This is a genomic window from Microbacterium terrae (assembly GCF_017831975.1).
Taxonomy (GTDB): Bacteria; Actinomycetota; Actinomycetes; order Actinomycetales; family Microbacteriaceae; genus Microbacterium; species Microbacterium terrae.
This window is the reverse complement of record NZ_JAFDSS010000001.1, coordinates 417,737-443,550: the sequence shown is the minus strand read 5'-3', so window position 1 is coordinate 443,550 and position 25,814 is coordinate 417,737. Positions and strand designations below refer to the sequence as shown.

23 protein-coding genes are annotated in these 25,814 nt (G+C 67.4%); 19 read left to right on the top strand and 4 right to left on the bottom strand.

Translation table 11 applies throughout. The annotated features are described in order from the left end of the window. Positions 1-103 precede the first annotated feature (103 nt). On the bottom strand, positions 104-3,544 hold the full coding sequence (gene mobF, locus JOD63_RS01940) for a MobF family relaxase (RefSeq protein ID WP_245618074.1): 3,441 nt from the start codon (positions 3,542-3,544) through the stop codon (positions 104-106). Positions 3,545-3,969: 425 nt separating this feature from the next. Here mobF and JOD63_RS01935 point away from each other — a divergent pair, with 425 nt between their 5' ends. Continuing rightward, positions 3,970-4,386: a hypothetical protein gene (locus tag JOD63_RS01935; protein ID WP_045277218.1), complete on the top strand. Its 417-nt coding sequence runs from the start codon at positions 3,970-3,972 to the stop codon at positions 4,384-4,386. A 41-nt stretch (positions 4,387-4,427) separates the two neighbouring features. Further along, the gene (locus JOD63_RS01930) at positions 4,428-4,991 is read left to right on the top strand and encodes an HD domain-containing protein (protein WP_045277217.1); all 564 of its coding nucleotides are present in this window, start codon (positions 4,428-4,430) and stop codon (positions 4,989-4,991) included. Here JOD63_RS01930 and JOD63_RS01925 read toward each other — a convergent pair. Both JOD63_RS01925 and JOD63_RS01920 read right to left on the bottom strand, forming a co-directional pair. Beyond that, a complete protein-coding gene (locus JOD63_RS01925) occupies positions 4,979-5,449 on the bottom strand; it encodes an NUDIX hydrolase (RefSeq protein WP_045277216.1) in 471 nt (156 codons plus the stop codon). The genes JOD63_RS01930 and JOD63_RS01925 overlap by 13 nt on opposite strands. A gap of 16 nt (positions 5,450-5,465) precedes the next feature. After that, positions 5,466-6,239 (bottom strand): helix-turn-helix domain-containing protein, encoded by a 774-nt coding sequence (locus JOD63_RS01920; protein ID WP_169748430.1) that lies wholly within the window; start codon positions 6,237-6,239, stop codon positions 5,466-5,468. A gap of 185 nt (positions 6,240-6,424) precedes the next feature. Between JOD63_RS01920 and JOD63_RS01915 the strand changes: the two genes are divergently transcribed. The 17 genes from JOD63_RS01915 (at position 6,425) to JOD63_RS01835 (ending at position 22,300) form a co-directional block, all read left to right on the top strand. Further along, positions 6,425-7,483, top strand: coding sequence for an ArdC family protein (locus JOD63_RS01915; protein WP_045277214.1), 1,059 nt, complete (start codon positions 6,425-6,427; stop codon positions 7,481-7,483). Next, positions 7,471-8,376, top strand: a complete 906-nt coding sequence (locus JOD63_RS01910) for a bifunctional DNA primase/polymerase (protein ID WP_045277213.1) — start codon at positions 7,471-7,473, stop codon at positions 8,374-8,376. The genes JOD63_RS01915 and JOD63_RS01910 overlap by 13 nt, the downstream gene beginning before the upstream one ends. Further along, complete coding sequence (locus JOD63_RS01905; protein ID WP_045277413.1) at positions 8,376-9,002, top strand: DUF2637 domain-containing protein; 627 nt, start codon at positions 8,376-8,378, stop codon at positions 9,000-9,002. Before JOD63_RS01910 ends, JOD63_RS01905 begins: the two co-directional genes overlap by 1 nt. A 408-nt stretch (positions 9,003-9,410) precedes the next feature. After that, positions 9,411-10,160, top strand: coding sequence for a hypothetical protein (locus JOD63_RS01900; protein WP_245243866.1), 750 nt, complete (start codon positions 9,411-9,413; stop codon positions 10,158-10,160). Beyond that, a complete protein-coding gene (locus JOD63_RS01895; protein WP_045277211.1) occupies positions 10,157-11,173 on the top strand; it encodes a ParB N-terminal domain-containing protein in 1,017 nt (338 codons plus the stop codon). Before JOD63_RS01900 ends, JOD63_RS01895 begins: the two co-directional genes overlap by 4 nt. Positions 11,174-11,287: 114 nt before the next feature. Continuing rightward, a complete protein-coding gene (locus tag JOD63_RS01890) occupies positions 11,288-11,875 on the top strand; it encodes a hypothetical protein (RefSeq protein WP_157004070.1) in 588 nt (195 codons plus the stop codon). 6 nt (positions 11,876-11,881) lie between these two features. After that, positions 11,882-13,045, top strand: coding sequence for a M23 family metallopeptidase (locus JOD63_RS01885; RefSeq protein WP_245618073.1), 1,164 nt, complete (start codon positions 11,882-11,884; stop codon positions 13,043-13,045). Next, a complete protein-coding gene (locus JOD63_RS01880; RefSeq protein ID WP_045277209.1) occupies positions 13,042-13,314 on the top strand; it encodes a DUF6112 family protein in 273 nt (90 codons plus the stop codon). The genes JOD63_RS01885 and JOD63_RS01880 overlap by 4 nt, the downstream gene beginning before the upstream one ends. Positions 13,315-13,382: 68 nt before the next feature. Further along, entirely contained in the window at positions 13,383-13,652 is a 270-nt protein-coding gene (locus JOD63_RS01875; RefSeq protein ID WP_045277208.1) for a DUF6112 family protein, read from the top strand. 22 nt (positions 13,653-13,674) lie between these two features. Continuing rightward, on the top strand, positions 13,675-15,039 hold the full coding sequence (locus JOD63_RS17665; RefSeq protein WP_045277207.1) for a conjugal transfer protein TrbL: 1,365 nt from the start codon (positions 13,675-13,677) through the stop codon (positions 15,037-15,039). Beyond that, positions 15,036-16,499 carry an SCO6880 family protein gene (locus tag JOD63_RS01865; protein WP_045277206.1) on the top strand — a complete coding sequence of 488 codons (1,464 nt, stop codon included), beginning with the start codon at positions 15,036-15,038 and terminating at the stop codon, positions 16,497-16,499. The genes JOD63_RS17665 and JOD63_RS01865 overlap by 4 nt, the downstream gene beginning before the upstream one ends. Before the next feature lie 39 nt (positions 16,500-16,538). Continuing rightward, a complete protein-coding gene (locus tag JOD63_RS01860; protein ID WP_052682636.1) occupies positions 16,539-16,961 on the top strand; it encodes a hypothetical protein in 423 nt (140 codons plus the stop codon). Then, complete coding sequence (locus JOD63_RS01855; RefSeq protein ID WP_045277205.1) at positions 16,958-18,436, top strand: ATP-binding protein; 1,479 nt, start codon at positions 16,958-16,960, stop codon at positions 18,434-18,436. The genes JOD63_RS01860 and JOD63_RS01855 overlap by 4 nt, the downstream gene beginning before the upstream one ends. 31 nt (positions 18,437-18,467) lie before the next feature. Further along, the gene (gene dprA, locus JOD63_RS01850; protein ID WP_045277204.1) at positions 18,468-19,445 is read left to right on the top strand and encodes a DNA-processing protein DprA; all 978 of its coding nucleotides are present in this window, start codon (positions 18,468-18,470) and stop codon (positions 19,443-19,445) included. A 46-nt stretch (positions 19,446-19,491) separates the two neighbouring features. Then, positions 19,492-21,261, top strand: coding sequence for a type IV secretory system conjugative DNA transfer family protein (locus tag JOD63_RS01845; protein WP_407664959.1), 1,770 nt, complete (start codon positions 19,492-19,494; stop codon positions 21,259-21,261). A gap of 70 nt (positions 21,262-21,331) precedes the next feature. Next, a complete protein-coding gene (locus JOD63_RS01840; RefSeq protein ID WP_045277410.1) occupies positions 21,332-21,781 on the top strand; it encodes a single-stranded DNA-binding protein in 450 nt (149 codons plus the stop codon). Positions 21,782-21,787: 6 nt separating this feature from the next. Continuing rightward, entirely contained in the window at positions 21,788-22,300 is a 513-nt protein-coding gene (locus JOD63_RS01835; RefSeq protein WP_084613767.1) for a hypothetical protein, read from the top strand. A 117-nt stretch (positions 22,301-22,417) separates the two neighbouring features. Here the strand turns inward: JOD63_RS01835 and JOD63_RS01830 are convergent, their stop codons facing one another. After that, entirely contained in the window at positions 22,418-25,723 is a 3,306-nt protein-coding gene (locus JOD63_RS01830; RefSeq protein ID WP_045277202.1) for a GH116 family glycosyl-hydrolase, read from the bottom strand. Positions 25,724-25,814: the final 91 nt, after the last annotated feature.

Below are 25,814 nucleotides of genomic sequence, written 5' to 3'. Positions count from 1 at the left end.
AGGGACTGGCCGGAGCCGATGTCGTGCCGCCGCACCGAGCGGTGGCGCAGATGAGGTTGCTACGGCTCATGCTAGAACGGTCCGCGGACACTCGGTAGGGGCCTCATCGGGAGAGCGTGGCTCCTCGCCGATGCGTCGGACGCCCCACCGGAGCCTGCTGCGCCGCGCGTTCAGCTCGACGGGCTGCGTCGATCGCTGCACGAGCGGCTGCGGCATCCCGTCTCTGGGCGTCGGTCTCAGGTTCTGGGCCGATCGCATCGCGACTGCGGACGTCGTACCGATCGCGGTATGCGGCGACGACAGTCGCAGCGCGACGCCAGACAGCTTGTGTCGATGCAACCGGTGCCGCGCCGAGCTCATGGAGCCATTGGTCCCCACGCTCGCGTGCCCGATCGACAAGCGCCATGGCGCGGGCATCCATGAGACCGCGGCGCTCGTCGAGCGAATGGCGCATCTCGTCAGGCATGGGCCCCAGCGCCTCAGCCAGGAGACCAACGATGTGGCGAGGCACCCGCCGCCCGAGACTCTGCCGCCGGCCTTCGGACGCCCGAGCAACCCGGGCCGCGAGGACCGCCGCAGTATCCTGAGCGTCGTCGAAGCCTCGCGAACGCACGACCGCGGGGAGCAGCGCGTCGACGTTCGCTCCCCCGGCCTCGGCCCGCCGGAGTTCGGCGCTCAGATGCCCGAACGCGTCCGACTCGATCGCGGCAGCCGCCTGCTCGCGTGTCAGACCGGAGGCTTCGATCAGCGCCACCCATCGCGGACGTTGTGCTGCGGCGGCGATCGTCTCGTACTCGGCTGCGAGCTGCGCGATCGATCCCCAGTTGTCCTGTTCCGCACCCATGCGCTCGTGCGCCGAAAGCGCAGCGCCGACGTGCTGCATGACTCCTCGAAGCACGGTGCGCGCAGTGGCGCGGGCGTCATCGCCAGGATGCGGCTCGACGTGCTCGAGATCCGGCCGGTCCGTCGAGACATAGGCCGTGTTGGCCTCGCGTCCGCGCGTCATCGAGACATAGAGGTTCTCGCGAGTCATGCCCGACTGCACGAGCGTGTGCGCGGTGTCGGTAGTGATTCCCTGCGCGCGGTGAGCGGTGATTGCATAGCCCAGGTCGAGGTTCTCCGCGACGTAGTCCGCGGGCAGGGCGACCGACCAGCTCCGTTTCGCGTCTGCGCGTCGCACACGAAGCTCTCCACCCGCGAGCACCTCGTCGACCACCCAACGGTCGCCGTTGCGCACCCAGGATCTGCCCGTGCGGAGTCGCCGGTCGTTCAGGCGGGTGATCACGATGTCGCCGCGTGCGGCGCGAGATCCGTCCCGCAGTTCGACTTCGTGCGCGCCGGTCACCTCGCCGGCGAGGATGCGGTCGGCTCGAGCGCGAGCGTTGAGCGTCGCGATCGCGTCGTTCGAGTCGCTGACAAGGATGCTGGACTTTCCGGCCCCCATGTCCTTGCGCCAAGCCGAGTAGGCTTCGTCGATCATCGCCTCGACCGTTCCTTCTCGGATTCGGTCGTTCTCCGCGTACGTCTCGACGACGTCAACGTCACCGTCACGCAGCTGGATGCTCGCGCGCTTCTCCCAGTCGTGACGGAAGCGGTGGACATCCGAAAGGTGCGCCACGTCGTCCCTGTCATGGACAAGGAGCGCGAATGCGCCACCCGCGTCGACTGCCTGGAGTTGAGCGTGGTCTCCGACGAGGAGCACCTTGGCACCGGCATCCGTCGCAAGTTCTGTGATGCGATCGAGCGACAGCGTGCCGGCGAGCGAGGCTTCGTCAATGATCACGAGCTGTCCTGCTCGGAGGGTCTCGCCGCGCATCAGGTGGTTCTGCCACCACTTCGCCGTGTTCTCGGTCGCAATGCCGATGTCGGCCGCGAGCACGTGCGCTGCCGCGGCCGACGGCGCAAGTCCGACAACCGAACCCGCCCCGTGCGTCGCCTCCCACGCCTTGCGGAGTGCGAGCATAGCGGTCGTCTTGCCGGCGCCCGCTGGCCCGACGAGCACGTCGAGCGCGCGGCCAGACCCGAGCACCGCTGCGAGCGCGGTCACCTGAGCATTGCTCAGCGTGACTACCGCTGTGCGGCGGCGAAGAATGTGGGGATCCACGCGCGGTGCGAGCAGATTGCGCGATCGTGCGAGCAGGCGCGCCTCAGCATCCATCAGCGTGTGCGCGGTGAACAGGGCACCAGCGCGCGGCCGAAAGACGGAGCTACCGTCGGCCCGCTGGAACTCGACGGGGCTGCTCGCAAGTTCCGGCGCGGTCAGACGCAGAGATGCCCGCTCGGCCGCGTCGGCAACCATCTCGGTGATGACTTCGCGATCGGATGCCGCGGCGAAGCGGTACTTCATGGTCTGACGCGCCGCCTCGGCAAGGAGATTCCATCGACGCCAGGTGGTGCGCTTCTCCGCGACGGCGTCGACCACCGATCGTCCGAGTGACTCCACAACCTCGAGGGGGACGTCCTCGGCGCGCACGACCGTTGGCGGAGCACCCTGGGCGACTGAACGAGCCCAGGATGCAGCATCCCGGTCGAGAATCTGGCCGGCGCGGTCCCTCCACGCCGCGGTGAGCTCTGCGAGCGACCGGACCGTCTTCTCGGGCCGAGTCGAGAGTGTCGCCTGGGCACGCAGCTTCATGATCGTCGCCGGCTCGGGACGACGGCCGTGGCGCTCGAGGAACTCCGCGATGAGCGCATCCGTGGCGACATCGATGTCACGCGCTCTCGATGAGAATTCGCGCACCAGATTCTCGGGCACGCCGCTGATCGCCCACGCGATGTTGCGATCGCGGCCGCGTTGACGCGGCTCCCATGCCACGCCGAGTCGACGGGTCAGCTCATCCGCGAAGAGCGCCTCGTGCAATTCCGACAGCGCAACAACCGCCGCGTGGAGTGGGCGCCCGTCGAGTGAGCGCCACTTGCCGTCGAGCAGCGTCTGCACCTTGTTGCTGATCACGACATGCGTGTGCAGGTGAGGATCGCCCGCGCGACTGTCGAAGTGATCGAATGCCGTTGCGATGATTCCCGCGACGCCGACCTGCGCAACGGCCCCGTCGCGCGCCGTTGCCCCGATACGCGTCGCGGCAACCTCGCGTTCGAGATACGCAACGGTCTGAGCGACGGCCGCATGGTGGGCGCCGACGATGCGCTCTTGAATGCTTGCGCCTGCAACGCCCCAGAGCACGCTCGCCGACTTCGGGATCGAGAATGTGAAGTCGTATCCCGCGACCGCACGACGACGGGATGCCGCATCGTCAGTCGGTGCGTACTGCGGGTATGCGCGGCCAAGCGGTTCGCCGCTGATCGGGTGACGTCCCATCCCGATGAGAAGCTGCAGCTGGCGCTCGCTGACTTCCGCACCCGTGTGGATGCTGCGGCCCAGGCTTGCGAGACCACCTCCCATCCAGCGTCCGGGCGGGGTTCCTTCGGCGGAGTAGTACCGGGTCAGCGGTGTCGAGAGCGAGCGATCGCCGTCACCCGCGGCGACAGTGCGAAGAAGGTACTTGTAGCCGTCGCCCGCGCTCATCACCCGCATCGACACCGTCACCGCCGCACCTCCTCCGTTCAGGAAGGAGGTGCGCCTCAACTGCAAGAGGCGTGGCCACCTTGTGGTGCGGCGTGCGATGTCGCGGGCGTGCGCCATGCTCAAGGCATGACGGGAGCAAGCAGGCAGACATCATCGATCGGCGTTCGTCAGCGGCTGCGTCAGCCGACTGCGTGGTACGGATTGCTCGCAGTCACTGTTTGCCTGCTGGTCGTTCTCGTTGCCGTGTCCGGACTGCCAGGACCGCTCAAGTCCAGAGTGATCGCATTGCGATCGCCGGCGGCGTTCTTCCTCTTGTCGTCGCCGGCCTTGTGGTGGTCGCGCACCTACCTGCCCGCGTCGAGCCTCCTCGAACGGTCCTTCCGCGGCTCGGACTCTGGGCTGGTCGGCTGGTCTGGACCGGATTCACGTTCGCGCTCGGCGCGTACATGGCGACGCTGGTCGCTCTTGACCTCGAGCGGGTGAACACCGCAGCCTCTGCGAACGAGTACTTCTACCGCTTCCGCGGGATCGTGTTGGCCAGCGTTGCGACGGCAGGCGCGATCGGGCTTCTTGGCGCTTCAGCCTTGAGCTACTGGCGGGCGAGCCCAGCTGCGCTGCAACGCGCAGCACTTCGCGGCATCACCTCCGGACGAGCACGCGCGTCGATGCCGCTCCGGACGCGCATGTGGCTTGACGGAGACGACGATGGCCTCATGCCACGGCTCGACACCTACGAGCGGAGGGATCGAGTCATTCGCCAACTTTCGTCCGAGACATCACGGATGTTTGTGCCGATGGGAACTCTGGCATTCATTGGGGTCGTGATCTCGCTCGTCCCCGATGTCATCGCATGGGTGTCGTAGTAGACGCTCGCTCGACCCACGTCAGCTCTACTCTGGACACGATGCACAGCGACCTCGCGACCCAAGCTCAAGCACTGGCGGAACGTCATCTCGCCGACGTGCCTCGACGCTGGGCGCATGTCCAAGGCGTCGCCGCGACGGCGGCAGACATCGCACCGACTCTCGACCTCGAGCATGCAGACGAGATCGTCGCCGCCGCATGGCTGCACGACGTCGGCTATGCGCCCGCTCTCGGGACGAGCGGCTTCCACCCCGTCGACGGTGCACGGTTCGCACGCGACGCCGGCATGCCCGACCTTGTCGTGCGGCTCATAGCGTTCCATACCGGCGCGGAGTTCGAAGCGCGGCAGCGCGGTCTTCTCGCCGACCTCGAGGAGTTCGCTCCCCCACCAGCAGACGTTCTCGATATCGTCACCTTTGCCGACATGACGACGTCACCGACCGGCGAACCTATCGCCGCCGCCGACCGCGTCGCCGAGATCCTCACGCGTTACGAGCCGAACACTCCCGTCCACGACGCGGTGTCGGCATCTGCGCCGGATCTTCTCGCCGCCGTTGACCGTGTCAACAAACGACTCTCCCGAATCGGCGATCACCCCAGATAGGGCTCGCTCCGTCCCTCGAGGAAGTGGTCGATCCGCAGCTTCATCGAAGGATGCATCGGCAACTCCCCGATCGCATCGGGTGAGACCCATGCGATGTCGGTGGACTCGCTGTCGAAGGTCAGCTCGCCGCCGAGCAGCCGGGTGCGATAGCAAAGCGAGAACTGCTGGCGCACTTCGCCGTCGTCGTACTTCATCACGTGGTGCGGGTTCGTATAGACGCCGATGAGGCCGGTGATCTCGACATCCAGGCCGGTCTCTTCCTTGACCTCCCGAACGGCGCAGTCCTCGATCGACTCCCCCAGCTCCATCCCGCCCCCGGGCAGCGCCCAGAGGCCATTGTCTTTCCGATGCACCAGCGCGATGCGACCCTCGTCGTCGAGCACGACGCTCGTCGTCGACGGAACGACGCTGTTCGGGAACGGCGCGTCGGGGTCGTTGTAGTAGTCGATGCGTGCCATGAGTAGCCTTTCGCGATCAGCGGGCCGGGTAGTGCGCGGGGTGCGCACCGGCCCAGATCTGTTCGAACGAGTTCGTGTAGCTCTCCCACACTTCAGGGTCGAGGTCACGCGGGATCTCGATCACCGGGTTGTCTCCGGCGGGCGAGCCGAGGATGTGGTGGTTTGCGTAGAGCATGTCGTCGATAAGGAACATCGAGACATAGAGCGGGGTCGAGTGGGTGCGGACCTCCACGCCGTCGAGATCGTGGATCGGTGAGAGCCGCGACAGCGTGAGCCGGCAACGGCCGGCGAGCGCGTCGCCTATCCCCTCTTCGATGCCGCGCTGGTGCACAGCGGATGAACCCGGGTCACCCACGGCGATACGGACTTGAACACCGCGGGATGCAGCATCCCGAACCAAACGCAGGAAGCCGTGGACGTTGTCGAACAGGAACGTTCCACCGTAGACGCAGATATCGATTCGGGATGCTGCGGCCGCGAGCGCGTCGCGCCAGACGTCGACCGGGACCTGTGCGCGTGACGGGAACAGCCTGACCGTCAGCGCGCCGTTCGATGATGCTCCGGAGCCGGGGCGCGGCCAGAGGTCATCCGGCTCGCACTCCAGCACTTCGGCAATGCTCTCGGCGACGCGCAACTGCGGCGTCGTCTCGCCGTTGAGGGCTCGTTGGATGGTGCGTTCGTCGCAGCCGGCGCGCGCAGCCAGATCGCGGATGTTGATGTGGCGCAGCTGCATCAACTCGGCAAGGCGCCTGCCACTTTCGGTTCCGGTCGGTCGTTGCGCTGCACTCATCGGCACCCTCGCGTCAGATCTCGTCATCCCACTCTGACTCATTCTGACCCGCATCTGGCCTGTTTCTGGCGGATTTGGCCCTGTCGACTCGGTGACGTGTTCATCGGCTTCGCAGATCTCGCCACCGGTTTCGGATGCGGCGGTGCACCTGATCCGCGAGGGCAGACAGCGAACGAGGTGACGATATGACCGACGAGCAGCGAGCCAGCTCCAGCGCGGAGGAGAAGTTGCGTGAGGTGCACGAGCGCTTGGCGCGCGCCGTCGAGGAGCTGACGTCGGGCGATGAGTGGAGGCGCGCGCTGGAGTTCGCCGCCCGCTTCCGGACGCGGTCGTTCAACAACACGCTGCTGATCTGGGTGCAGCACGCATCGGCGTTCGAGCACGGACTCGTCCCGGAGCCTGTGCCCACCTTCGTCGCCGGCTTCCGCCAGTGGCAGCAGCTCGGACACCAGGTCCTCAAGGGACAGCGCGGCTACGCGATCCTCGCTCCGGTCACCGGCAACTTCGCTACCCAGACGCCGAACGACTCGATGTCATGGCGGCGACTTCGCCGCGGCGAGCGCCCGCAGGCGGGCGAAGTCGTACGTTCGCGGCTCATCGGCGTGAGGCCCGCGTACGTGTGGGATGTCTCGCAGACCTCAGGTCCGCCGATCCCCGGGCAGCAACGTCCGGAACTGCTGCGGGGTGAAGCTCCCGCCGACTTGTGGAATGAACTCGCACGGCTCGTCGAGGCTGACGACTTCTCGCTCTCGAGCGTTCCCGATTCGACAGACATCGGCGGCGCGAACGGTCGCACGGACTTCCTTGCCCGCACCGTCGTCGTTCGCGCCGACATGGATGCCGCGGCCCGGGTGAAGACCCTGACGCATGAGCTCGCCCACATCCGACTGCATGGCCCCGACCACGAAGCCATCAGCCATCGCGGCATCGGCGAGGTCGAAGCGGAATCTGTCGCCCTCATGGTCGGAGCCGCGCACGGGATGGACACGAGCATCTACACGATCCCGTACGTCGCCTCGTGGGCGTCAACCGTGAACGGCAAGACCGTCGCCGAAGTCGTGCAGGACACAGGTGAGCGCGTGCGACGAGCATCAGTCGAGATCCTCGACGCTCTCACGACGAAGGCACATCGGGGCCACACATCCGTGCAGCTCGAGCGCGGTGCACCGGACGCGCACTTCAGTCGCCCCGCGGACCGCCCTGTCGGCCGCGAAGTCGCTGGGAGGCCGACATGCTCGCGGTAGCGGACCTCCTGTTCACGACGGCACGGATGTCTCGGCCCGAGGCCGCACTCGCGTTCGCGCTGGCCGACGTCCCGGTGTTCCCGTGTGTTCCCGGCGGCAAGCGTCCGCTCACGCGCAACGGGTTCCACGACGCGTCGATTCTCGGCCACGTCGTGCACGGCTGGTGGCGGCGCTGGCCCGAGGCGAACATCGGCATGCCGACCGGCCGCCAGTCGGGTGTCGACGTCGTGGACGTCGACACGAAGGCGTCCGGTTCTGGTTACGCGACCTTCCAACGTGCGATCGATGACGGCGTCGCCGCCGGCGAGTTCGCTCGCGTGCGCACGCCGTCGGGCGGGATGCACGTCTACTACGTCAACAGCGGTATCGAGAGCCCCTGCTGGGTGTCTGCCCGGGCGCACATCGACTTCAGGGGCGAAGGGGGCTACGTCCTCATCCCCCCGTCTGCGGTGGCGACAGACGACGGGGTCTCGAGCTATCGAACCTTCTCCCTGTCGACCGCCCGCTTCGAGCGTCTCGACTCGACCGCCCTGCGGGGTTTCGTCGATCCGCGCCCCGCCACGCGCTACTACACAGCGCAGGCGGACCGCGGGAACGCCGATGCGCTGGCGGTCTGGGTCTCGCACCTGCGAGAGGGGGAACGCAATCGCGGGCTCTTCTGGGCAGCATGTCGGCTGTTCGACGCCGGCGTCGAGTTCCCCGAGGCGATGAGCGCGCTCGCGCCGGTCGCCGAGGAGATCGGTCTCGACAGGCGCGAGATCAACGCCACGGTCAAGTCCGCGTGGCGACGCAGCGGCTACGACGCCACGATCCGCAAGTACGCGCCGCAGCTCCCCCCGCCGCTTCCTCCGCTCCCCCGTCAGCAACCGGGACGTTGCAGGAGCCTGTCGTGATGCCCCGGCCGGTCGATGGCATCCGGCTCGCGACCCTCACAGCGATCGCCGGAACATTCTTCATCGCCGCCGGCGCCTTCTGGCTCTCGTTCACCTCGCTTGCGGACCTTGCGGAACGCTCCGGACTCAGCCCCGAACAGGCCTGGGCCTGGCCGCTCATCGTCGACGGCATCATCGTCGTCGCCACCGTCGCGGCCGTCGTCCTCACCGGATCGCGAGGCGTCTGGTACCCATGGGTCCTGCTCTTCGCCGGCGCGTCGGTCTCGGTCGTCGCCAACGCGATTCACGCGATTCTCGCCGCCGACAGCGACGTCCCAGCTGCCCTCGCCGCGTCGGTCGCGGCAGTCCCACCCCTCGTGCTCCTCGCGATCACGCACCTGACGTCGATCCTCATGCGGCGCCCCGGCCCCACGATCGACTCGGCATCCGTCGACGAAGAAGTCTCGCTCCTGACTGCCGCATCGGCGCGGCACCACGACGCGCAGATCCTCCGCGCGTCCGGCCTGTCCAACAGAGCGATCAGTAGACGTCTCGGGGTCCACCCCTCCACGGTCGGCCGCTGGCTGCGGACCACCGATTCCGCTCTCCCACACGCACTCGAACAAGGAGGCCAGAGCAATGCGTGATGACCTCGAACCCCTGACTGAACCGGATATCGAAACGACACCGCCCCGACCCCACCCCGCGAGCACCAGCACACGATCCGACGCGTCCGCCACGATCAACCCCCGCACTCCGGTCGACGCGGCCGAACGCCATCGAGTCGCGTGGGTCCGCATCTCGGATCTCGTCAACTCGTCGAGCGGGCGTCTCATCGGGCGTGGACTCGACCTCCAGTCCGAACTGAGGCGCCGACTGTCCACTTCACCCCAGCGGCCGGGTGAGCGCCGACGACTCGCGCCGCTCAGCGCCTTCGGCGGCCGCACAGCCCCGACCACCGCACCGACGATCGAACGGGGCTGATGACGATGACTACAGCGACCTCCACTCTCGACTTTCGCGCTTCGGAGGGGCTGCGAGCGCTACTGGAACGGATGCACCGCGCCGACGGCCGCGCGTGGTCCAGCGATCCCGAGGCGGCTGACCTCATGCGGTACGCCGCCACTCGGTTTGCCGCCCTCGCCCGCAAGCACGGCCTCGACCCGTGGGAGGCAGCCGCGGCTGCCTTCGATGCGATGCGGGCACCGTGGGTCCGGCGCGCGGAAGACCCCTGGGCGGTCGTGACCCGAGCAGTCCAGGTGACCTGCATCGCCGAAGAGCGTGCGCGCGGTCTGCTCTGCTCGGTGCATCAAGCACGCCGTACTCGCTACGCCGGCTTCCACGATGTCGAGCGATTCAGTGACCGCGAGAACCCGCTCACCGAGTACCACGCGGCGCTCTCGACATCGTCGGACTCAGACCCGCGATCCGCCGAGCTTCCGAACGTCACCGCTGCCGTCGATGACGCGGTGGCCGTCTTCGAACTCCTCGGGTGGCCGGCGGATCACGCGCGATCGAGCGTCGACTACGTCTGCACACGGCTCGGGGATGCCGCGTCCCGGCCGGCCGCGTATGACCTGCTGCGTCGCGACAAGGCCGCGCGCGTCGTCCTCGACCTCCCGGGCTATGCGTGGCGAACGATGCTCACCGTCCTTCTGGGAGTGCCGAATCCCGCGCAGCGACAGACGGCCGCCGGCCGCGGCATCCTGGTTCGCCTTCTCATCGGCGAGACGATCGACTCACTTCTGGACGACGACCGGCTCGTCACCCGCATTCAAAAGAATCTCCCGGCGGTGCAACAATGAGTTCCGCCCCGGGTATCGAACTCGAGCGATCGATCGACTCCATCCGGGTCGGCGCCCGACACCGCACCGACCTCGGCGATGTGCGGTCGCTCGCTGACTCGATCCAAAAGTACGGGCTGCTACAGCCGATCACCGTGACGCCCGAGGGCGTGCTGGTCTGCGGCGCTCGGCGCTTGGCCGCGCTTCACCTCCTCGGACTCCGCAAGGTGAACGTGTGGGTACGTGCGGGGATCTCGGACCGCCTCACCCAGGTCCTCGCCGAGAAGGACGAGAACACCCTCCGCAAAGACCTCACGCCGTCCGAAGCCGCCACTCTCTACACAGAGTGCAAGCGGCTCCTCGCCGAGGACGCGACGCATCGGCAGGTTGCGACGCGTTTCGGTGCGACGGCTCCACCCGGTCAGGACGGTGCCGTTAAGTTAACGGCACCGTCGGAGAGGGTGGGCGACAGCCGCGCGCAGGCCGCGGCGATGGCTACCGGCAACAAGTCGTTCACGACCCTCGAGCGCATCGCTTCGCTCCAACGAGTCGCAGCGGACGAGACTGCCGCCCCGGAAGTGCGGGCGCATGCAGAGGCCGCGATCGCAGCCGTAGATGCGGGCGCCGGCGTGTGGCCTGCCTTCCAGCAGATCACGGGCGAACTCGCCGCGGCCGAGCTCGAGCGGATGGCGCGCTCGCCTGATCACACGTCTGAGAACCGCGAGGCGGCGCAGACTGCCGCGGCGCAGCTCCGTTCCGGCGGCGACGTCCCGACCGGAGAGAAGCCCGAGCTTGTGGCGCGCAAGGCGCTCGCGCGAGCCCGCTCCGACGCCGACAACAAAGCACGGGACGCTGCCGCCCAAGTGCGCCGATTCGCCTTCACCTGGAACGACCTGCGTGAGTGGTGGTCGGGCTACGACCCCGCCGTACTCGCCGAAGGCACTTCGGCCGAGGATTGGGCGGCGTTCGAGGCGACCCTCGAGGGCAGCCTCGCCTTCGCTGAGGACATCAGACGCCGGCGCGGGAAGACGTAGCGCACCTGTCGTTCGAGAACATTCCTCCTCGATCGGACCACCATGCTTCCCACCTCCTCTCGTCGCCGCGCCGCCCTCGTCGGAGCGATCACTCTGTGCGTCGCGCTTGTGATCGTGGCCGTCGTCGGGGTCATCGGCCTCACAATGCCGGCGCTGGAGACGGACCCTGATCCCGCCAGCGTCGCCGCCCAGTCGCCTGAAGCGGCTTCAGCGCCCGGCGTGCTCACTCCTCAGCGCGTGCGACTCTCCTCTGACCCCGAAGCGTCAGCCCGCGCGGTCGCGATGGCGGTTCTGACGTGGGACACCCGTGGTCCCGCCGATCCGTTGGACTGGGCACAGCCACTCGTCGACCTCGCCGACGCCGAGGACGCGACGGCTGTCGCCGCGGACGTGCGCGGGTATCTGCCGACCACCGAACAGTGGCACAGCCTCCAGATGTACGGGACGCGCCAGTGGCTCACGATCGACGCGCTTGCCGTGCCTGATGCCTGGGCTACCGCCCTCGAGCAGGCAGCGCCTGGCCAACTCCCACCCGGTGCGGTTGCCCTGACGGTCACCGGCACGCGCCACCGCGACGGCATCTGGGAGACCGAGCACGTCACCTCCGCGCGGCCCGTGGCCTTCACCGTCTTTCTTGCGTGTCCTCCCGCCGAGCACTGCCGCCTGCTCCGGCTGTCCCGCGTCGACGCACCCTTGAGATGAGGCGCCGTGCGCAAACTTCTCGCGTTGCTCGTGATGCTGCTGTTCACCCTGCCGGTCGCCGGCACGGTGTCCGTCGCACTGTTGGTGAACCCCGCGTTGGCCTCGTGTGCGACGACATCGCTCGTCGTCGGGCCGATCCCTGACTCACTGACCGCGGCCACTCGCGATGGCTCGACGGTCACTCTGGGCCGCCAGCAGTTGACGCATGCCGCTACCGTCATCTCGATCGGTGCGGCCACGCGTGAGGTCGGCCGAGTGGGCATCGTGATCGCGCTCATGGCGGCTCTCACCGAGTCGAATCTGCGGATGCTGGCGAACTCGACGGCGTATCCGCATTCGGCCGAATACCCGAACGACGGGGAGGGCGGCGACCACGATTCGCTCGGGATGTTCCAGATGCGACCCAGCAGCGGCTGGGGCACCGTCGCCGACCTGATGGATCCGGATTACCAAGCGCGCGCGTTCTACGGCGGCTCGGACGGCCCGAACAGCGGGAGCCCGCGGGGACTGCTCGACATCCCCGGTTGGCGATCGCTGACTCCTGGCCAAGCGGCGCAGTCCGTTGAGGTGAGCGCGTTCCCCGACCGGTACGACAACGTTCAACCGGTCGCCGAAGCGATTCTCGGGGCGCTCACTAAGACCGCGGGGAGCGCACCGCTGCCGTCCGAAGGGGCGCCGGCCGAGGCATCCCGAATCGTCGTTCCGATGGTCGACGGAACCTACACGTGGGTGTCGTCGTTCGGCTGGAGGACGGACCCGTTCACCGGGAGGCCTCGCTTCCACGCGGGTGCCGACCTCGCCGCCACCGACGACACGCCGATACTCGCCACCGCCGACGGCGTGGTCACCTTCGCTGGCGCCAGTGGTGGGTTCGGCAACCTCATCGTGGTCCGCCATACGGTCGACGGCGAGCGTGTGGATACGTACTACGCGCACATGTGGTCCAGCGGGGTGCACGTCGTCGTTGGTGAGACTGTTGCGGCGGGCCAGCACATCGGTGACGTCGGCTCTTCGGGGCGATCGGAGGGTCCGCACCTGCACTTCGAGGTCCACATCGGCATTGAGTCGCGGGTCGTGAATCCGCTCGCGTGGCTCACCGAGCACGGGGCCACAGGTGTCGATGCCGCGACCGTCGCGCCGGCATCCTGCTCGCCAGGAGGCTCTCGATGACCACCGTGGTGTATCCCGACCTCGGAGCCGTGGCGAGCGCAGCCCAATTGCGCGAGATTGTCGGCGCCCTACTGATGACCTCCCTCGTCGTCGCGGTTCTCGTCGTTGTCGCGTGCGCGGCGACATGGGCGATCGCGTCAGGAACCGGGAACTATCGGGTGGCGACCCGTGCGCGGCTCGGCATGGTGGTCGCGTGCGGTACGGCGCTGCTCGCCGGCGCGGGCAGCGCGATCGTGAACTTCCTCCTGCAGGTGGGCGCGACGATCTGACCCACCCGTTTTGGCGGGCACGGCGCACCTCCTCGTTGACACCGGCCCACGAGTGAAGGAGTAGCGCCGTGATCGACATCACCCCGAACGGAACCGGACTGCCGGGCATCGAGCAGCTGCGCGTCATCGTCGGCGCGGTCATGACCGTCGGACTGATCCTGAGCGTCCTCGCGCTCATCATCGCCGCGATCGTCTGGGGCTTCGGCGCCAACTCATCGAACCCGCACTTGGCGTCGCGAGGCAAGCTCGGCGTGCTCGTCGCGTGTGGCGCCGCGATCATCTGCGGCGCCGCGGTGACACTGGTCAATTTCTTCTGGGGTGTCGGGCAGACCGTCTGATACCGCATCGGAACTCGCGCACATGAGCGTCTGCGATATCCCCGTCATCGCCCCGGTCTGCACAGCCGTGGGCGAGAACACGGCATCCCTCATCGCTGCACCGTTCGACTGGCTCGCCTCCGCGATGGGTGCGACCGCCGGATGGCTGTTCACGGCTGTGTGGGATGTCTTCGACACCACCACGCTCGTCGACCTCAGCGCACCGGGGTACGTCGGGGTCTACAACGTCCTGTTCGGCATCGCCATCTTCGTCACGCTCGTGCTGTTCTGCCTGCAGCTCATCACCGCGCTGATTCGGCGGGATCCGTCCGCGCTGGGCCGTGCCGGAACGGGGCTCGCGAAGTCGATCCTCGGATCGTTCATCATCCTGACCGTGACGGGACTGTTGCTCGAGATCACCGACCAGCTCACCATCGGCATTGTGCAAGCGACGGGCAACACTATGGAGAGCATCGGCGACCGCATCGCCCTTCTCGTCGCCGGCCTCGCGACCATCAACATCGCCGCGCCCGGTGTCGGCGCAATCCTGACGATCTTCCTCGCGGGCCTCGCGATCAGCTCTGCCGCGATCGTGTGGTTCTCGCTCCTCATCCGCAAGGCGCTGCTGCTGGTCGCGATCGTCTTCGGGCCGATCGCGCTCGCCGGGATGGCGTGGGACGCCACGAAGGGATGGTTCGGCAAGTGGGCGGCGTTCGTGCTCGCGCTGATCCTGTCGAAGCTGGTGCTGGTTGTGATCTTCCTCGTGGCGATCGCCCAGGTCGCGGCCCCGATCGACTCGGACCTCGCATCGGTGAGCGACCCCGTCGCCGGCATAGTGCTGATGTTCATCGCCGCCTTCGCGCCCTACATCACATACAAGTTCCTCAGCTTCGTGGGGTTCGACATGTACCACGCGATGTCGAGCGAACAGGAGGCGAAGTCGGCGCTGAATCGACCGGTGCCTGTGCCGGCGAGTGCCATCGCCGGCGGCGCGCGTCAGGTGCTGGGGACATCGACAGGATCCGGCTCGAGCACCCCCCTAGGTGCCGCCGGGGCCGGGGGCGGTGCCGCCGGGGCCGGGGGCGGTGCCACCGCGAGTCCCACAGGCGCGTCGCGCACAGCAGCCGTCAACACACCCAGCGCATCGACCGCGGGCGCGGCGACAGGCGCTGCCGGGCTCGGCGCGGCAACAGGCGTCGGCGCTGGGGTGGTCGCGGGCGCGGCGATCCTCCATGGCACCGCGACCGCAGGGTCGAAGACGGGCGCCGCTGTTGGGCGTGCAGCGGAAGTACACGGCACCGAGGCCAGCATTCCGGAGCCGCCGCAGGGACCGAGCGGCGGGGACTCCGCACGTTCCGCACGTCCCACTCCCCCGCCCGCCCTGCCGACTAAGGACAGTCCGCGATGACCACACGAACAAGCCCCGCCGAATACGCACTCGCCCCGATGCGGTTCTCGCGCCTCTCGCGGCGCGGCATCCTTCTCGGTCTGTCACTACCCCAGCTCATCGCGGTTGCTCTCGCCCTCGTCACCGTGGTCGTTGCGCTGTACTCGGCCGGCGGCTCGGGGGTGGCGTGGACTGCGCCGCTCTGGGGATCATCAATGGCCACCGGGTTCATACGGATCAGCGGTCGAACGATCGTCGAATGGATGCCGATCGTCATGCGCTGGGCACGTCGGGCGAGCACGGGTCAGCTCGAATACCGCAAGCGCATCGAGCGTCCGCGACCGGTCGGAACGCTCGCTCTGCCGGGGGACGCAGCATCCGCACGCGAGTGGGAGGATGCCGAGACCGGCGCCGCGATGATCCATGACCCGCACGCGCGCACGCTCACGGCCGTGGTCGAGGTGACCCATCCCGCGTTCACGCTGCTCGACCCGGCCGAGCAGCAGCGCCGAGTGAACGGGTGGGGTCGGGCCCTCGCGGCGACCTGCAGATCAGGCCGGGTTGCTCGTGTGCAGGTGTCGGAACGGACCCTTCCCGACGCAGGCACCGGGCTCGCCGACTGGTGGGGGCAGCGCGGCACGGATGACGGCGGGTGGGCGGCAACCACGTACCGCGACCTCATTGAGAGCGCGGGTCCTGCCGGCGCACGCCATACGACCACGATCAGTCTTTCGGTCGACCTGGCGGCGAGCGCCCGACAGGTGCGCACGAATGGCGGCGGAATCCAAGGCGCCGCTGGCGTCCTGCGCCAGGAGATGTCGATGCTCGTCTCCGCTCTTCGCGCAGCGGACATCACGGTCGGTCACTGGCTCGGCGCTGACGAGCTCGCGGGAGTGTTGCGCACAGCGTACGACCCAGCCGCCGCCACACGTCTCGAGCGACACCCCGCAGTCGGTCGATCCCTCGCCGACGCAGGGCCTATCGCGATCACCGAGCGATGGGACTGCCTCCGCTCAGACAGCGGCTTCCACGCCGTTCTGTGGATCAGCGAATGGCCGCGATCGCAGGTCTTCCCCGGCTTTCTTGGGCCCCTCATCCTCTCCGACGGCATCCTTCGCACCGTGTCGCTCCACTACGTGCCGGTCGCGACCGACCGTGCCGCGCGGGATCTGCGGCGCAAGAAGACGGAGCTCGTCAGCGATGCGCACCAGCGCTCCCGGATGGGGCAGGTCGAGAATGCAGCATCCACCGCTGAGTACGCCGACATCATGCAGCAGGAGTCAGAACTGACCGCAGGACACGGAATGCTGCGCACCATTGGCCTGATCAGCGTGACGGCCCGCACACGAGACGAACTCGAGTCCGCCGTCGCCGCCGTCGAGCAGGCGGCCGTGCAGGCCTCGTGCGAGACCCGCAGGCTCGTCGGCCAGCAGTCGCAGGCATTCACCGCCGCGGCCCTCCCGCTGTGTCGCAGCGTGTAGCGGGAGGCGCACCTCTCTGGTGAACGGAAGGAACACGACATGCGTGCACGCGCAGGCACCGATACGCCATCAGATGAGGCGGAACAGCGCTGGATCAGTGTGGTCTTCCTGCAAGGCGACGACGCCGACGAGGTGCTCGACCTGATCGAACTGGAGGGGAGCGCAGCGGCGATCACTCACCTGTCGGCGTGGGACGACGGCGACGAGACGACGGATGCTGCGCTGGTGAACGGTTACGTCTACGACGAGGTGCCCTGGACCACGACCGACCGCGTCGAACTCGATGACCGCGCGGGATACGCACTGACGTACAACCGACCGTTCGGGTACGTGTCGCTTCTCCGCCGATTCGCCGCGGAGCCGGAGCCCGCGCTGGTGGCACCCGCTCGGGCGTTGGCCGAACCGTGGTTTTCGGCATCCATTCGTCTCGGTACCCCTGGGCCCGGAGCCATGACTCGATGAGCGACATCGAACGGACTCACACAGCAGGGCTGGTCTTTCCCGCCGAGGACTCTGCCCGAGCGCGCCGCGAGCGGTTGCGCTCGATCAAGCGACTGGTGGGAGAAGCCAAGCGAGCTCGCGCGCTGGAGCGTCAAACCGTCGGGGAGCGCGAACGCGCGGAGACCAAAGCGAAGGAGTACCTGCCCTCCGGCGGCGAGGACGGGCCAGGCGCGCTCAGGACCGCCGGCCGACTGCGCCTACCGAAGCACCAGGACACCTCCGCAACGCTCGCAGGGCACTACCCGTTCCTTGCTGAGGGTGGCCTCGGGGCCTCTGGAGTGTTCGTCGGACAGGACCTCTTCTCGGGCGGCTCGTTCGTCTACGACCCCTGGGTGCTCTACCAGCAGGGCGTCATCACCGCCCCGAACGTCGTTCTCGCGGGCATCGTCGGGGCCGGCAAGTCCGCGCTCGCCAAGGCGCTGTACACGCGGTCGCTCCCTTTCGGTCGACGCGTCTATGTGCCCGGGGACCCGAAGGGCGAGCACACCGCCGTCGCCGAGGCGGTTGGCGGTCGGGCGATCGCGCTCGGCCACGGGCTGCCCAACCGTCTCAACCCGCTCGACGAAGGACACCGGCCCGCCACGGCATCGGATGCCGAATGGGCGGCTCAGGTGACGGCCCGACGGCGGGATCTCGTCGGGGCACTCGCTGAGACTGTGCTCGACCGCCCGCTCTCGCCCCTCGAGCACACCTCGATCGACCTCGCTCTCACGGAAGCTGTTCGAGAGGCGAGCATCCCGACGCTGCCGATGGTGGTGGACCGCATCCTTTTCCCAGGAGCGAACGGCACCCCTGCGGGCCGTCCCGATGACGGCAGGCTCGTGGGCCATGCCCTTCGCCGCCTCGTCTCCGGAGACCTCGCGGGCCTCTTCGATGGGCCCTCGACGGTCAGGTTCGACCCGAGCTTGCCGATGATGACGCTCGATCTCTCGCGCGTGGCCGAGAACTCGACGCTGGTGTCGATGCTGATGACGTGCTGCTCGGCATGGATGGAGTCGGCGCTCACCGACCCGGCCGGCGGGCAGAGATGGGTGATCTACGACGAGGCCTGGCGCCTCATGGCGCACCCCGCGCTCCTCCGGCGAATGGATGCGCAATGGCGACTCGCTCGCCATTACGGAATCGCGAACATGATCGTCTTCCATAAGCTGTCCGACCTCGACAATGTCGGCGACGCCGGGTCGGCAATGCGCGCTCTCGCTTCCTCGCTTCTCGCAAACGCGGAGACCCGCATCGTCTATCGCCAGGAGCCGGACCAGCTCAGCGCCACGTCGACCGCACTCGGGCTGACCCGCACCGAGGAGGCGCTCCTTCCGACCCTCGGGCTCGGCCAGGGTCTCTGGCGGATCAAGGACCGCAGCTTCGTCGTACAGCACCAGCTCCATCCCGACGAGCTGGACCTCTTCGACACGACGACGCGGATGTCGCTGGGCTGACAACACGAGTAGCGCGACAAGGGAGAACGACATGACAGAATCCGACCGGCTCGCCCGCATCGTGCTCGGCGCAACGTGCGAACCGGGTGACCGCACCACCGGCGCAATCGTGCGCCAACGAGGGGCAGCGGCGACGCTCGACCTCGTGCTCAACGACGAGCAGGACATCATAGGGATCGACCCTGTGGAACTCGAACTGTGGCGGCGACGACTCGTGCCAAGAATCGAGGACGACGCGGGGCCGCGCCTCGAGGAAGCCTCCGCACGGCTGGGCCTACTCATTCTCACCCCGGAGAGTTCGGACTGGCCTCGCGACCTCGACCAACTCGGCGATCTCACACCGCTCGCACTATGGGCAAGAGGGAACACCGCACGCCTGGCGAGTGGGTCTGTGAGGTCACGCGTGGCCATCGTCGGGGCGCGGGCGGCCACCCGCTACGGCGAGCACATCGCATCGGATTTGGCGTCGGAGCTCACCGGCGGCGGGCATATCGTCGTCTCAGGCGGCGCCTACGGCATCGACGGCGCGGCACATCGAGCGGCGATCGCAGCGCGCCCGGGCGCAACGGTCGCAGTCATGGCGGCGGGCGTCGATCGACCGTATCCCGCGGGGCACCACGATCTCTTCGGCCGGATCGTCGACGATGGCGGGCTGGTGCTGAGTGAGCTTCCTCCGGGCGCCGTTCCGACGCGGTGGCGCTTCATGCAGCGGAACCGCGTCCTCGCAGGTCTCTCCGGCGCAACAGTGGTGGTCGAGGCCGGATACCGATCCGGGTCCCTCGACATCGCGCAACGAGCGCGGGAACTCGATCGACCAGTCGGGGCAGTACCAGGCCCCGTGACGAGCGCGGCGAGCGCCGGGTGCCATCGACTGCTCAAGGAGGGCGCCTCCGTGATCGTCGGCGCCGATGACGTAGTCAAGATGCTCGAGCGGCAAGGGATATCGGAGATGAGGCTCACACGCCCCCCGAAGGCAGTGACCCGCACGGCTTCGGGAGTTGCGTTGTGATCGCATCGGGAGCCGTGGAATGAGTTCGCCGCACAGCCCGCGGCCGATGGGCGATGAACTCACGAATCTCGGGCTGATCATCCTCGTCGTCGGGGTCGTGGTCCTCCTGATCCTTCGGGGTGCAGCATCCGTCGCCGCGTGGATAACCGGAGCACCACCACCGACGGGTGCGATCGAATCGGGCTTCGGAATCTTGACGAGCCCGGGCACCCCGGGTGCCATAGTCGGGAGCCCGACCCTCAGCACTGTGGCGTACTGGATCTGTGCCTGCCTGCTGCTCGGCGGGGCCAGTGCCATCGGCGCGGGGATCTGGTTCGCCATCCGACACATCGGAGGCAGAACGGACGCGGCGGTCGAGCGAACACCGGGCATCGCGACGCGCGCCGATGTCGTCGCGTTCGCATCGCGCAAAGCGCTGCTAAGGAGAGCCCGTCACCTGCGCCCGTCACTGGAGCGGCCGAAGGCCATCGATGCCGGGTACCTGCTCGGGCACGCGCATTCGACTCCGGTCTGGGCGAGTGTCGAGGACTCCGTCCTCGTGATCGGCCCTCCCCGATCTGGCAAGGGCCTGCACGTCGTGATCAACGCAATCCTCGACGCCCCCGGAGCCGTCGTTACGACATCCACCCGACCCGACAACCTCACCGCCACGATGCAGGCGCGGTCGCGCGTCGGACCGGTCGCGGTCTTCGACCCACAGGAACTCGCCGGCGGTCTTGCTGCAGGGCTGCGATGGTCCACCATTCGCGGCTGCGACGATCCCCTCACCGCGATGATCCGCGCTGCGGGACTCGCGTCGGGGACAGGGCTCGGCGCAGGCGGGGTCGAATCTGGTGGCTTCTGGGAGGCAAAGACACGAACCGCGCTTCAGACACTTCTCCATGCGGCTGCGATCGGCAACCGGAGCCCCAGTGACCTGTTCCGCTGGACGCTCGACCCCTCCGAAGCAGCTGACGCAGTCGCCATCCTCGTCAACGACGCACGAGCCGCAACCGGGTGGGCGGATTCGCTGCGAGCGATGCTCGATTCCGACCCCCGCACGCGCGACTCGATCTGGCAGGGCGTCTCTCTTGCGCTCGGGGCTCTCGCAGACCCCCGAGTGCTGCGCGCCGTCTCGCCGCCAGAGGGGGAGGAGTTCGACCCCGAGGCATTCCTCCGCGGCAACGGCACTCTCTACTTGCTGGCGACTGGCGCGGGGGCGAACAACTCGGCCGCGCTGGTCGCCGCTTTCGTTGAAGACCTCGTCGAATGTGCCCGAAGAATGGCGGCACGTAGTCCCGGTGCTCGGCTCGACCCGCCCCTGCTGCTCGCACTCGACGAGATCGGCAACCTCGCGCCGCTCCCCTCCCTTCCGACACTCATGGCCGAAGGCGGAGGCACCGGGATGACGACCATGCCGGTGCTGCAATCTCTCGCTCAGGCGCGGGCGAAGTGGAACGACAACGGGGCCGGTGCGATCTGGGATGCCTCGATCGTGAAGATCATCCTCGGCGGCGCATCCAACTCCCGCGACCTCCAGGATCTGTCCACGCTCATCGGAGACCGCGACGAGGCGACCGACTCCACCACGGTCGGGGACCGTGGCTCTAGGTCTTCGCAGCGGTCGGTCCGGCGAGTCGCGATCCTCCCGCCGGACACGATCCGACGCCTGCCGTTCGGCACCGGACTCGTGATGCTCCGGTCGGCGCCACCGATCGTGACCCGGTTGAGGCCGTGGACATCACGGACCGATGCAGCGGCGCTCCGATCAGATCGCGCGGAGGTCGAGGAGCGGCTGCGCCGCGGTTCGCCCGCGGCGGTGGATCCCGGCGACTGAGTTGGGCCACGCAGCGCACCTACTGGTCAGCGCGGGGCTTTCGCGTTCCCGCCCGATGCAGGAGGACGCCATGACGATCCACACCCAGCAGTCCTTGTCCGGCTTCATCGCCTCGGAGCCGCAGCGCACGGTTACGGAGAGCGGAGACGCACGTCTCTACGTCCGCATCGGCCAGCCGCACTTCCGACGCAACGACGACGGCAGCTTCACCGAACTCGACCCGAGCTTCCACGACCTCGTCGCCTATCGCGCGACAGCCGAGCGAGCGCTGGACCGATTCCAGAAGGGGGACAGCTTCGTCGCCGAGGGCTACATCCGAACGTTCACCGTCGAGCGCGCCGGCCAGGTGACGGAGGCGGAGGAGTTCGTCGCGAAACACATCGGGCACGACACCGCGCGCACTAACTACAGAGTGGATCGCACTAGACGGGCAGCGCGAGAACTCGGAGACGCGGCCTGCGCGGCTCCCGAACGGCGGACAGAACGCGAAAGGGCCGACGTTACTGCACTCGGTCGGTGAACAACTGTGGGCGACACACGCGATGAAAGCGAACCAGAATCACTGTCCGAGGACGACTACGCGCCCGGAGCGACCGCAGACCCGCCACGGTCGATCAATTGGAACCTGCTGACGGCCGAGGAAGCCGAGACCGAATGGCTCGAACTCAACCACTGGGTGAACTGGCTCCGCCGGACCTACGGGCTTCCAGCATCGATAGTTCCTCCGCTCTGGCATCGCCATTGGGAACTCGTCTGGGAGCTGTCCGCGCTCCACACCCACTGGCTCGGCGCGTACGATCCTGACCAGCATGCATCCGCACCGCTCGGCTGGCACCGAGACTTTGCCGACGCACGGCAGCGGCTGCGCGAGTGGGTCTCAGTCTCCGGGACAAAGCTAGACAGAGATCGCCCGACGCGGCTGTCGGTGTGGCCGGGTGACTCCGTCCGTGTCGACGCCGCAGAAGAGGTCATCTCGGATCGCGGTGCAGATTTCGTTGCACACGTACTGAGCGATGTGGCCAGACGGCGGTCCAGCTGAGCCGCGCGCCGCGGCGACGAGATATTGGAGTTGGCGCCAGCCATCGCGGTCTCGGGCTAGTCAGGAATTCACGACGGGGAGGGCCGATCCGCCGCATCGACCCTCCCCGTCGTCCGGTCAACCGGCGAGCAGAGTGAAGGTGAGCGTCGTGGCGTTGCCCGCGACGTCGTACACCGTCAGCTCGTTCACCCCGGCGACAGCGCCGAACGTGTCCGGCTTCACCTTGTTCAGGTCCGACCACTTGTTATCGGTCAGATCCTTCGCCACCCCGTTGAGCGTCAGGCGATCAACCTTGAACTCGTCGAACAGCTTGAATGAAACGAGCTGGTATCCGCTGGTCGCGTCGCCGACGGTGTCCTTCGCACCGGTCTTCACCTCGATCGTCGGTGGCGTCGCATCGAGAACAAAGGTCAGCTTCGCGGCGTTGCCGACGACGTCGTAGACCTTCAGCTCGTTGCTCCCCGCCTTCGCGCCGAAGACTCCTGGCGTGACCGCGTTCAGGTCACTGTAGGGGTCGTTGGCGAGGTCCTTCTCGACGCCGTTCAGGGTGAGCTTGTCGATCTTTCCGGCATCCGCCAGCTTGAAGCTGACGCTTCTGAAGATCCCGTCCCTGCCCTTCGACTCCGGCTTGATTGTGATCGTCGGAGCGGACTTGTCCGTGCTCTTCAGCCCGGAGATCGCGTCGGCCAGCTTCCGCTCGGTGCGGTCGATCTTCGCCTGCTCGTTCGCGTTCGACCACATAGCCGCAACCGCGGCATCCTTGGCCTTGACGAACTTCGACCAACTGTTCGACGTGTACTCCGTCTCGACGAGGGGATTCGCCGAGTCGATCGTGGCGCGCAGCGCAGCCTTGCTCACATCGGTGTCGATGGCCTCGACGATCTGCCACACGGCGAGGTTGCCCTCCCAGCCCGGGTAGAGGTTGCCGAAGAGCCCACCGTACGTGATCGGTCCGTTGAACTGGATGTTGTTCGCCGGGTCATTCCACAGATCCGTTGCGACGGACGCTCCCATGGCCAGCCCCTGCTGTACGAGCGTCTCGTTTCCGAGGATCTTGCCCGCGCTGACCTGGTATGCCGCGAAGGAGTAGTCGGCCATCGGAGTCCCGCTCTTCGCGAGCTTCGTCGCAGAGGTGAGCAGGTGGGTCTCGTACTTCGCGTAGTCGACGATGTTGTCCAGCCCCGCCCGCTCTGCGAGCGTCTGCGAGAGGAACGTCGCGACGTGCGCGATGTTGGAATCGCCTCGGAAGTCGTCAGCGGGGTCGTCGGGCGTGCCGTTGTCGTTGAGGACAAGTGCTCGGTACTGGTAGTAACCCTCGCCCTCTATCCAGAAGAGCTCGTCGAAGTCGGCGCGCGCGGCGGACAACGCAGCCTCCCAACTGCCGATCACCGCGGCATCCTCACCCGTCATCTTCCCCGCCTCGATCATCGCTTCGAGGGCGAGGATGTACAGCGACGACGTGTAGGAATCGAAACGAGCCGTAGCCTCGGTGTCGTTGAACGCGCTCGCCATGCCACCCATAGCCGGATTGAATGTGTTCTTGCCAGGAGCCTCGGGGAGCGCGTAATCCGCAGGGACGAGGTCCTGCAGGAACCCGATGGTGCGAAGCATCGACGGGTACACGAACTCGAGGAACGACCCGTCTCTGTCATACCGCTTCGCGTAGTCGTACATGCGGTAGAGGTTGTTGGACGGGCGATCGATGAATGACGACCGACCGGGCTCAGCGCCGTAGCCTTGATGCCACGCGATGAACGGGTTGTCGCCGTCACGCTCCGTCACGGAGAAATCCCACGGGTCTCCCTGGGAGTTGGGGTCCATGATGGCTTCCGCCTTGGCGATCAGCCGATCGCGTTCGATGTTCGGGAACATCTCCGAGTAGACGACCTGGCTGAAGATCGCGATCTCGCCGCCCATTCCGTTGGTGGACGCACCACCGGAGTTCGCGTCGACGCCCAGGTAGTTGTGCGTGCCGGGGACGTCATTGCCGGCGCGGTCCGAGGGCGTGCGCTCGCCCAGCCCGGTGACGTCGTAGTCGTTCGAAACCAGGCCGTTCTCCCACAGCGCCGTGTGGAAGGGAAGATTGGCGAGTTGGTTGAGTGATGCCTCCTTCAACCAGTCAGGGTATTCGTCGTCATCGACGACCGGCTGCCACCACTTGAGGACGTCCGCGAGGTTCTCGTCCTTCTTGGCGAGAGCGTCCTTGGCGATGTTGAACGACTGGTGGAACGCGTAGGAACCCGACACGTACTCGTTCTGCGCGTTCGTCCTTGCACCGTAGTACTCGGTGTAGCGCCGCATCCAAACGGTCGAGTTGTCCTGGAAGGCGACCTGTGGGAAGTCCCACGTCATGACGAGCGGGATGGTGGTGGTCGCGCCCGGCGCCAGGTGCGCGGAGACCGCGATCGCTCCGGCAGATGCGGAGTCATCCAATGCGTTGTTGCCGAGGGTGCCGTCGGCGAACTCGGCGTAGATGTCCGAGCCGTCGCCGTCGGCATCCCACGACGTCACATACGACACCGTTTGGCCGGGGGCGGTCTTGGCGGCGATCGTCCATTCCGACTTGTAGGCGTCGGGGGTGTTCGCGTCGGAGTCGGACGAGAGCGTCACCGCTTCGATGCCCTTCGCCTTGCGGTGCTGGCTCGTGAGTCCTTCGCGTACCGTCGCCGGCTCGATCCCCTCGTGGCCCGCGACATTGGGCATCGTGAACATCGCCGAGACATCGGCGGGGTCGGTGGTGCTCGGATTCGTGATCGTCACGTCGAAGTACGCGACAGGCAGCGACGACCGCTTGTCCTCGCCCGCGACGATGGGCGAGTAGAACTTCAGCTGCACATCGGTGGACAGCTTCTCGGTGCCGTAGTCCATCCAGCCGAACGGGTACAGGGCCGAGTAGGAGGCGTCACCGGCGTCCAGGGTGTTCCAGCCAGGCAGCGGCGACTCCCAGGTCTGCGCCGGATTGGTGCTCTCGGGGCCGTCCGTGGCGAGGGTCGTCACGGTCGGCGCGCTTGCGCCCACCTTCTCGTAGACGTGGAAAGCTGCCTGCGGGAGCGCCCGGACCTCGTAAGCGTGATCGGCGCCTTGGCTCCCACCGAACCACCACGGGCCGAAGGTTCCCGACTGATTGATCATGAAGTTGCCCGCGCCGATGCCGCCGAGCGGAATGCCCATTCCTGCCGTAGGCGACGGGAAGAAGGCGCAGTACTCGGGGTAGATCTGGCAGAGGAAGCTCGACGCGGTGGGCCCGATCTCCCCCAGCGGTCGGACGGTGGCCGAATCGGGGATCTCGTCCGTCGGCGGCGCCGCCACGGCAGCGCTGGGCGCCATGGTCGCGACCAGTAGCGCAGAAACGCCCATCGCCACGAGGGCTGGCGTGCGTCTGCGGCGGTGGATGCCGGATCCGGCATCGAACTTGTCACTCATGGGGACTCCTTCGTCTCAGGAAATCAGGGTTCGTCGAGAACGTTATATGTAGAACGTTCTCGATCTCAAGGATCCGTTGTAGAATTGAGAT

What these genes read in the sequence shown, in the direction of transcription:
- JOD63_RS17665 (WP_045277207.1), top strand. Translation starts at nt 13,675, where the DNA reads ATGAGCGTCTGCGATATCCCCGTCATCGCCCCGGTCTGCACAGCCGTG.
- JOD63_RS01880 (WP_045277209.1), top strand. Translation starts at nt 13,042, where the DNA reads ATGACCACCGTGGTGTATCCCGACCTCGGAGCCGTGGCGAGCGCAGCC.
- JOD63_RS01840 (WP_045277410.1), top strand. Translation starts at nt 21,332, where the DNA reads ATGACGATCCACACCCAGCAGTCCTTGTCCGGCTTCATCGCCTCGGAG.
- JOD63_RS01900 (WP_245243866.1), top strand. Translation starts at nt 9,411, where the DNA reads ATGCACCGCGCCGACGGCCGCGCGTGGTCCAGCGATCCCGAGGCGGCT.
- JOD63_RS01855 (WP_045277205.1), top strand. Translation starts at nt 16,958, where the DNA reads ATGAGCGACATCGAACGGACTCACACAGCAGGGCTGGTCTTTCCCGCC.
- JOD63_RS01930 (WP_045277217.1), top strand. Translation starts at nt 4,428, where the DNA reads ATGCACAGCGACCTCGCGACCCAAGCTCAAGCACTGGCGGAACGTCAT.
- JOD63_RS01895 (WP_045277211.1), top strand. Translation starts at nt 10,157, where the DNA reads ATGAGTTCCGCCCCGGGTATCGAACTCGAGCGATCGATCGACTCCATC.
- dprA (WP_045277204.1), top strand. Translation starts at nt 18,468, where the DNA reads ATGACAGAATCCGACCGGCTCGCCCGCATCGTGCTCGGCGCAACGTGC.
- JOD63_RS01935 (WP_045277218.1), top strand. Translation starts at nt 3,970, where the DNA reads ATGGCGACGCTGGTCGCTCTTGACCTCGAGCGGGTGAACACCGCAGCC.
- JOD63_RS01865 (WP_045277206.1), top strand. Translation starts at nt 15,036, where the DNA reads ATGACCACACGAACAAGCCCCGCCGAATACGCACTCGCCCCGATGCGG.
- JOD63_RS01905 (WP_045277413.1), top strand. Translation starts at nt 8,376, where the DNA reads ATGCCCCGGCCGGTCGATGGCATCCGGCTCGCGACCCTCACAGCGATC.
- JOD63_RS01920 (WP_169748430.1), bottom strand. Translation starts at nt 6,239, where the DNA reads ATGAGTGCAGCGCAACGACCGACCGGAACCGAAAGTGGCAGGCGCCTT.
- JOD63_RS01845 (WP_407664959.1), top strand. Translation starts at nt 19,492, where the DNA reads ATGGGCGATGAACTCACGAATCTCGGGCTGATCATCCTCGTCGTCGGG.
- JOD63_RS01860 (WP_052682636.1), top strand. Translation starts at nt 16,539, where the DNA reads ATGCGTGCACGCGCAGGCACCGATACGCCATCAGATGAGGCGGAACAG.
- JOD63_RS01830 (WP_045277202.1), bottom strand. Translation starts at nt 25,723, where the DNA reads ATGAGTGACAAGTTCGATGCCGGATCCGGCATCCACCGCCGCAGACGC.
- JOD63_RS01910 (WP_045277213.1), top strand. Translation starts at nt 7,471, where the DNA reads ATGCTCGCGGTAGCGGACCTCCTGTTCACGACGGCACGGATGTCTCGG.
- JOD63_RS01925 (WP_045277216.1), bottom strand. Translation starts at nt 5,449, where the DNA reads ATGGCACGCATCGACTACTACAACGACCCCGACGCGCCGTTCCCGAAC.
- JOD63_RS01915 (WP_045277214.1), top strand. Translation starts at nt 6,425, where the DNA reads ATGACCGACGAGCAGCGAGCCAGCTCCAGCGCGGAGGAGAAGTTGCGT.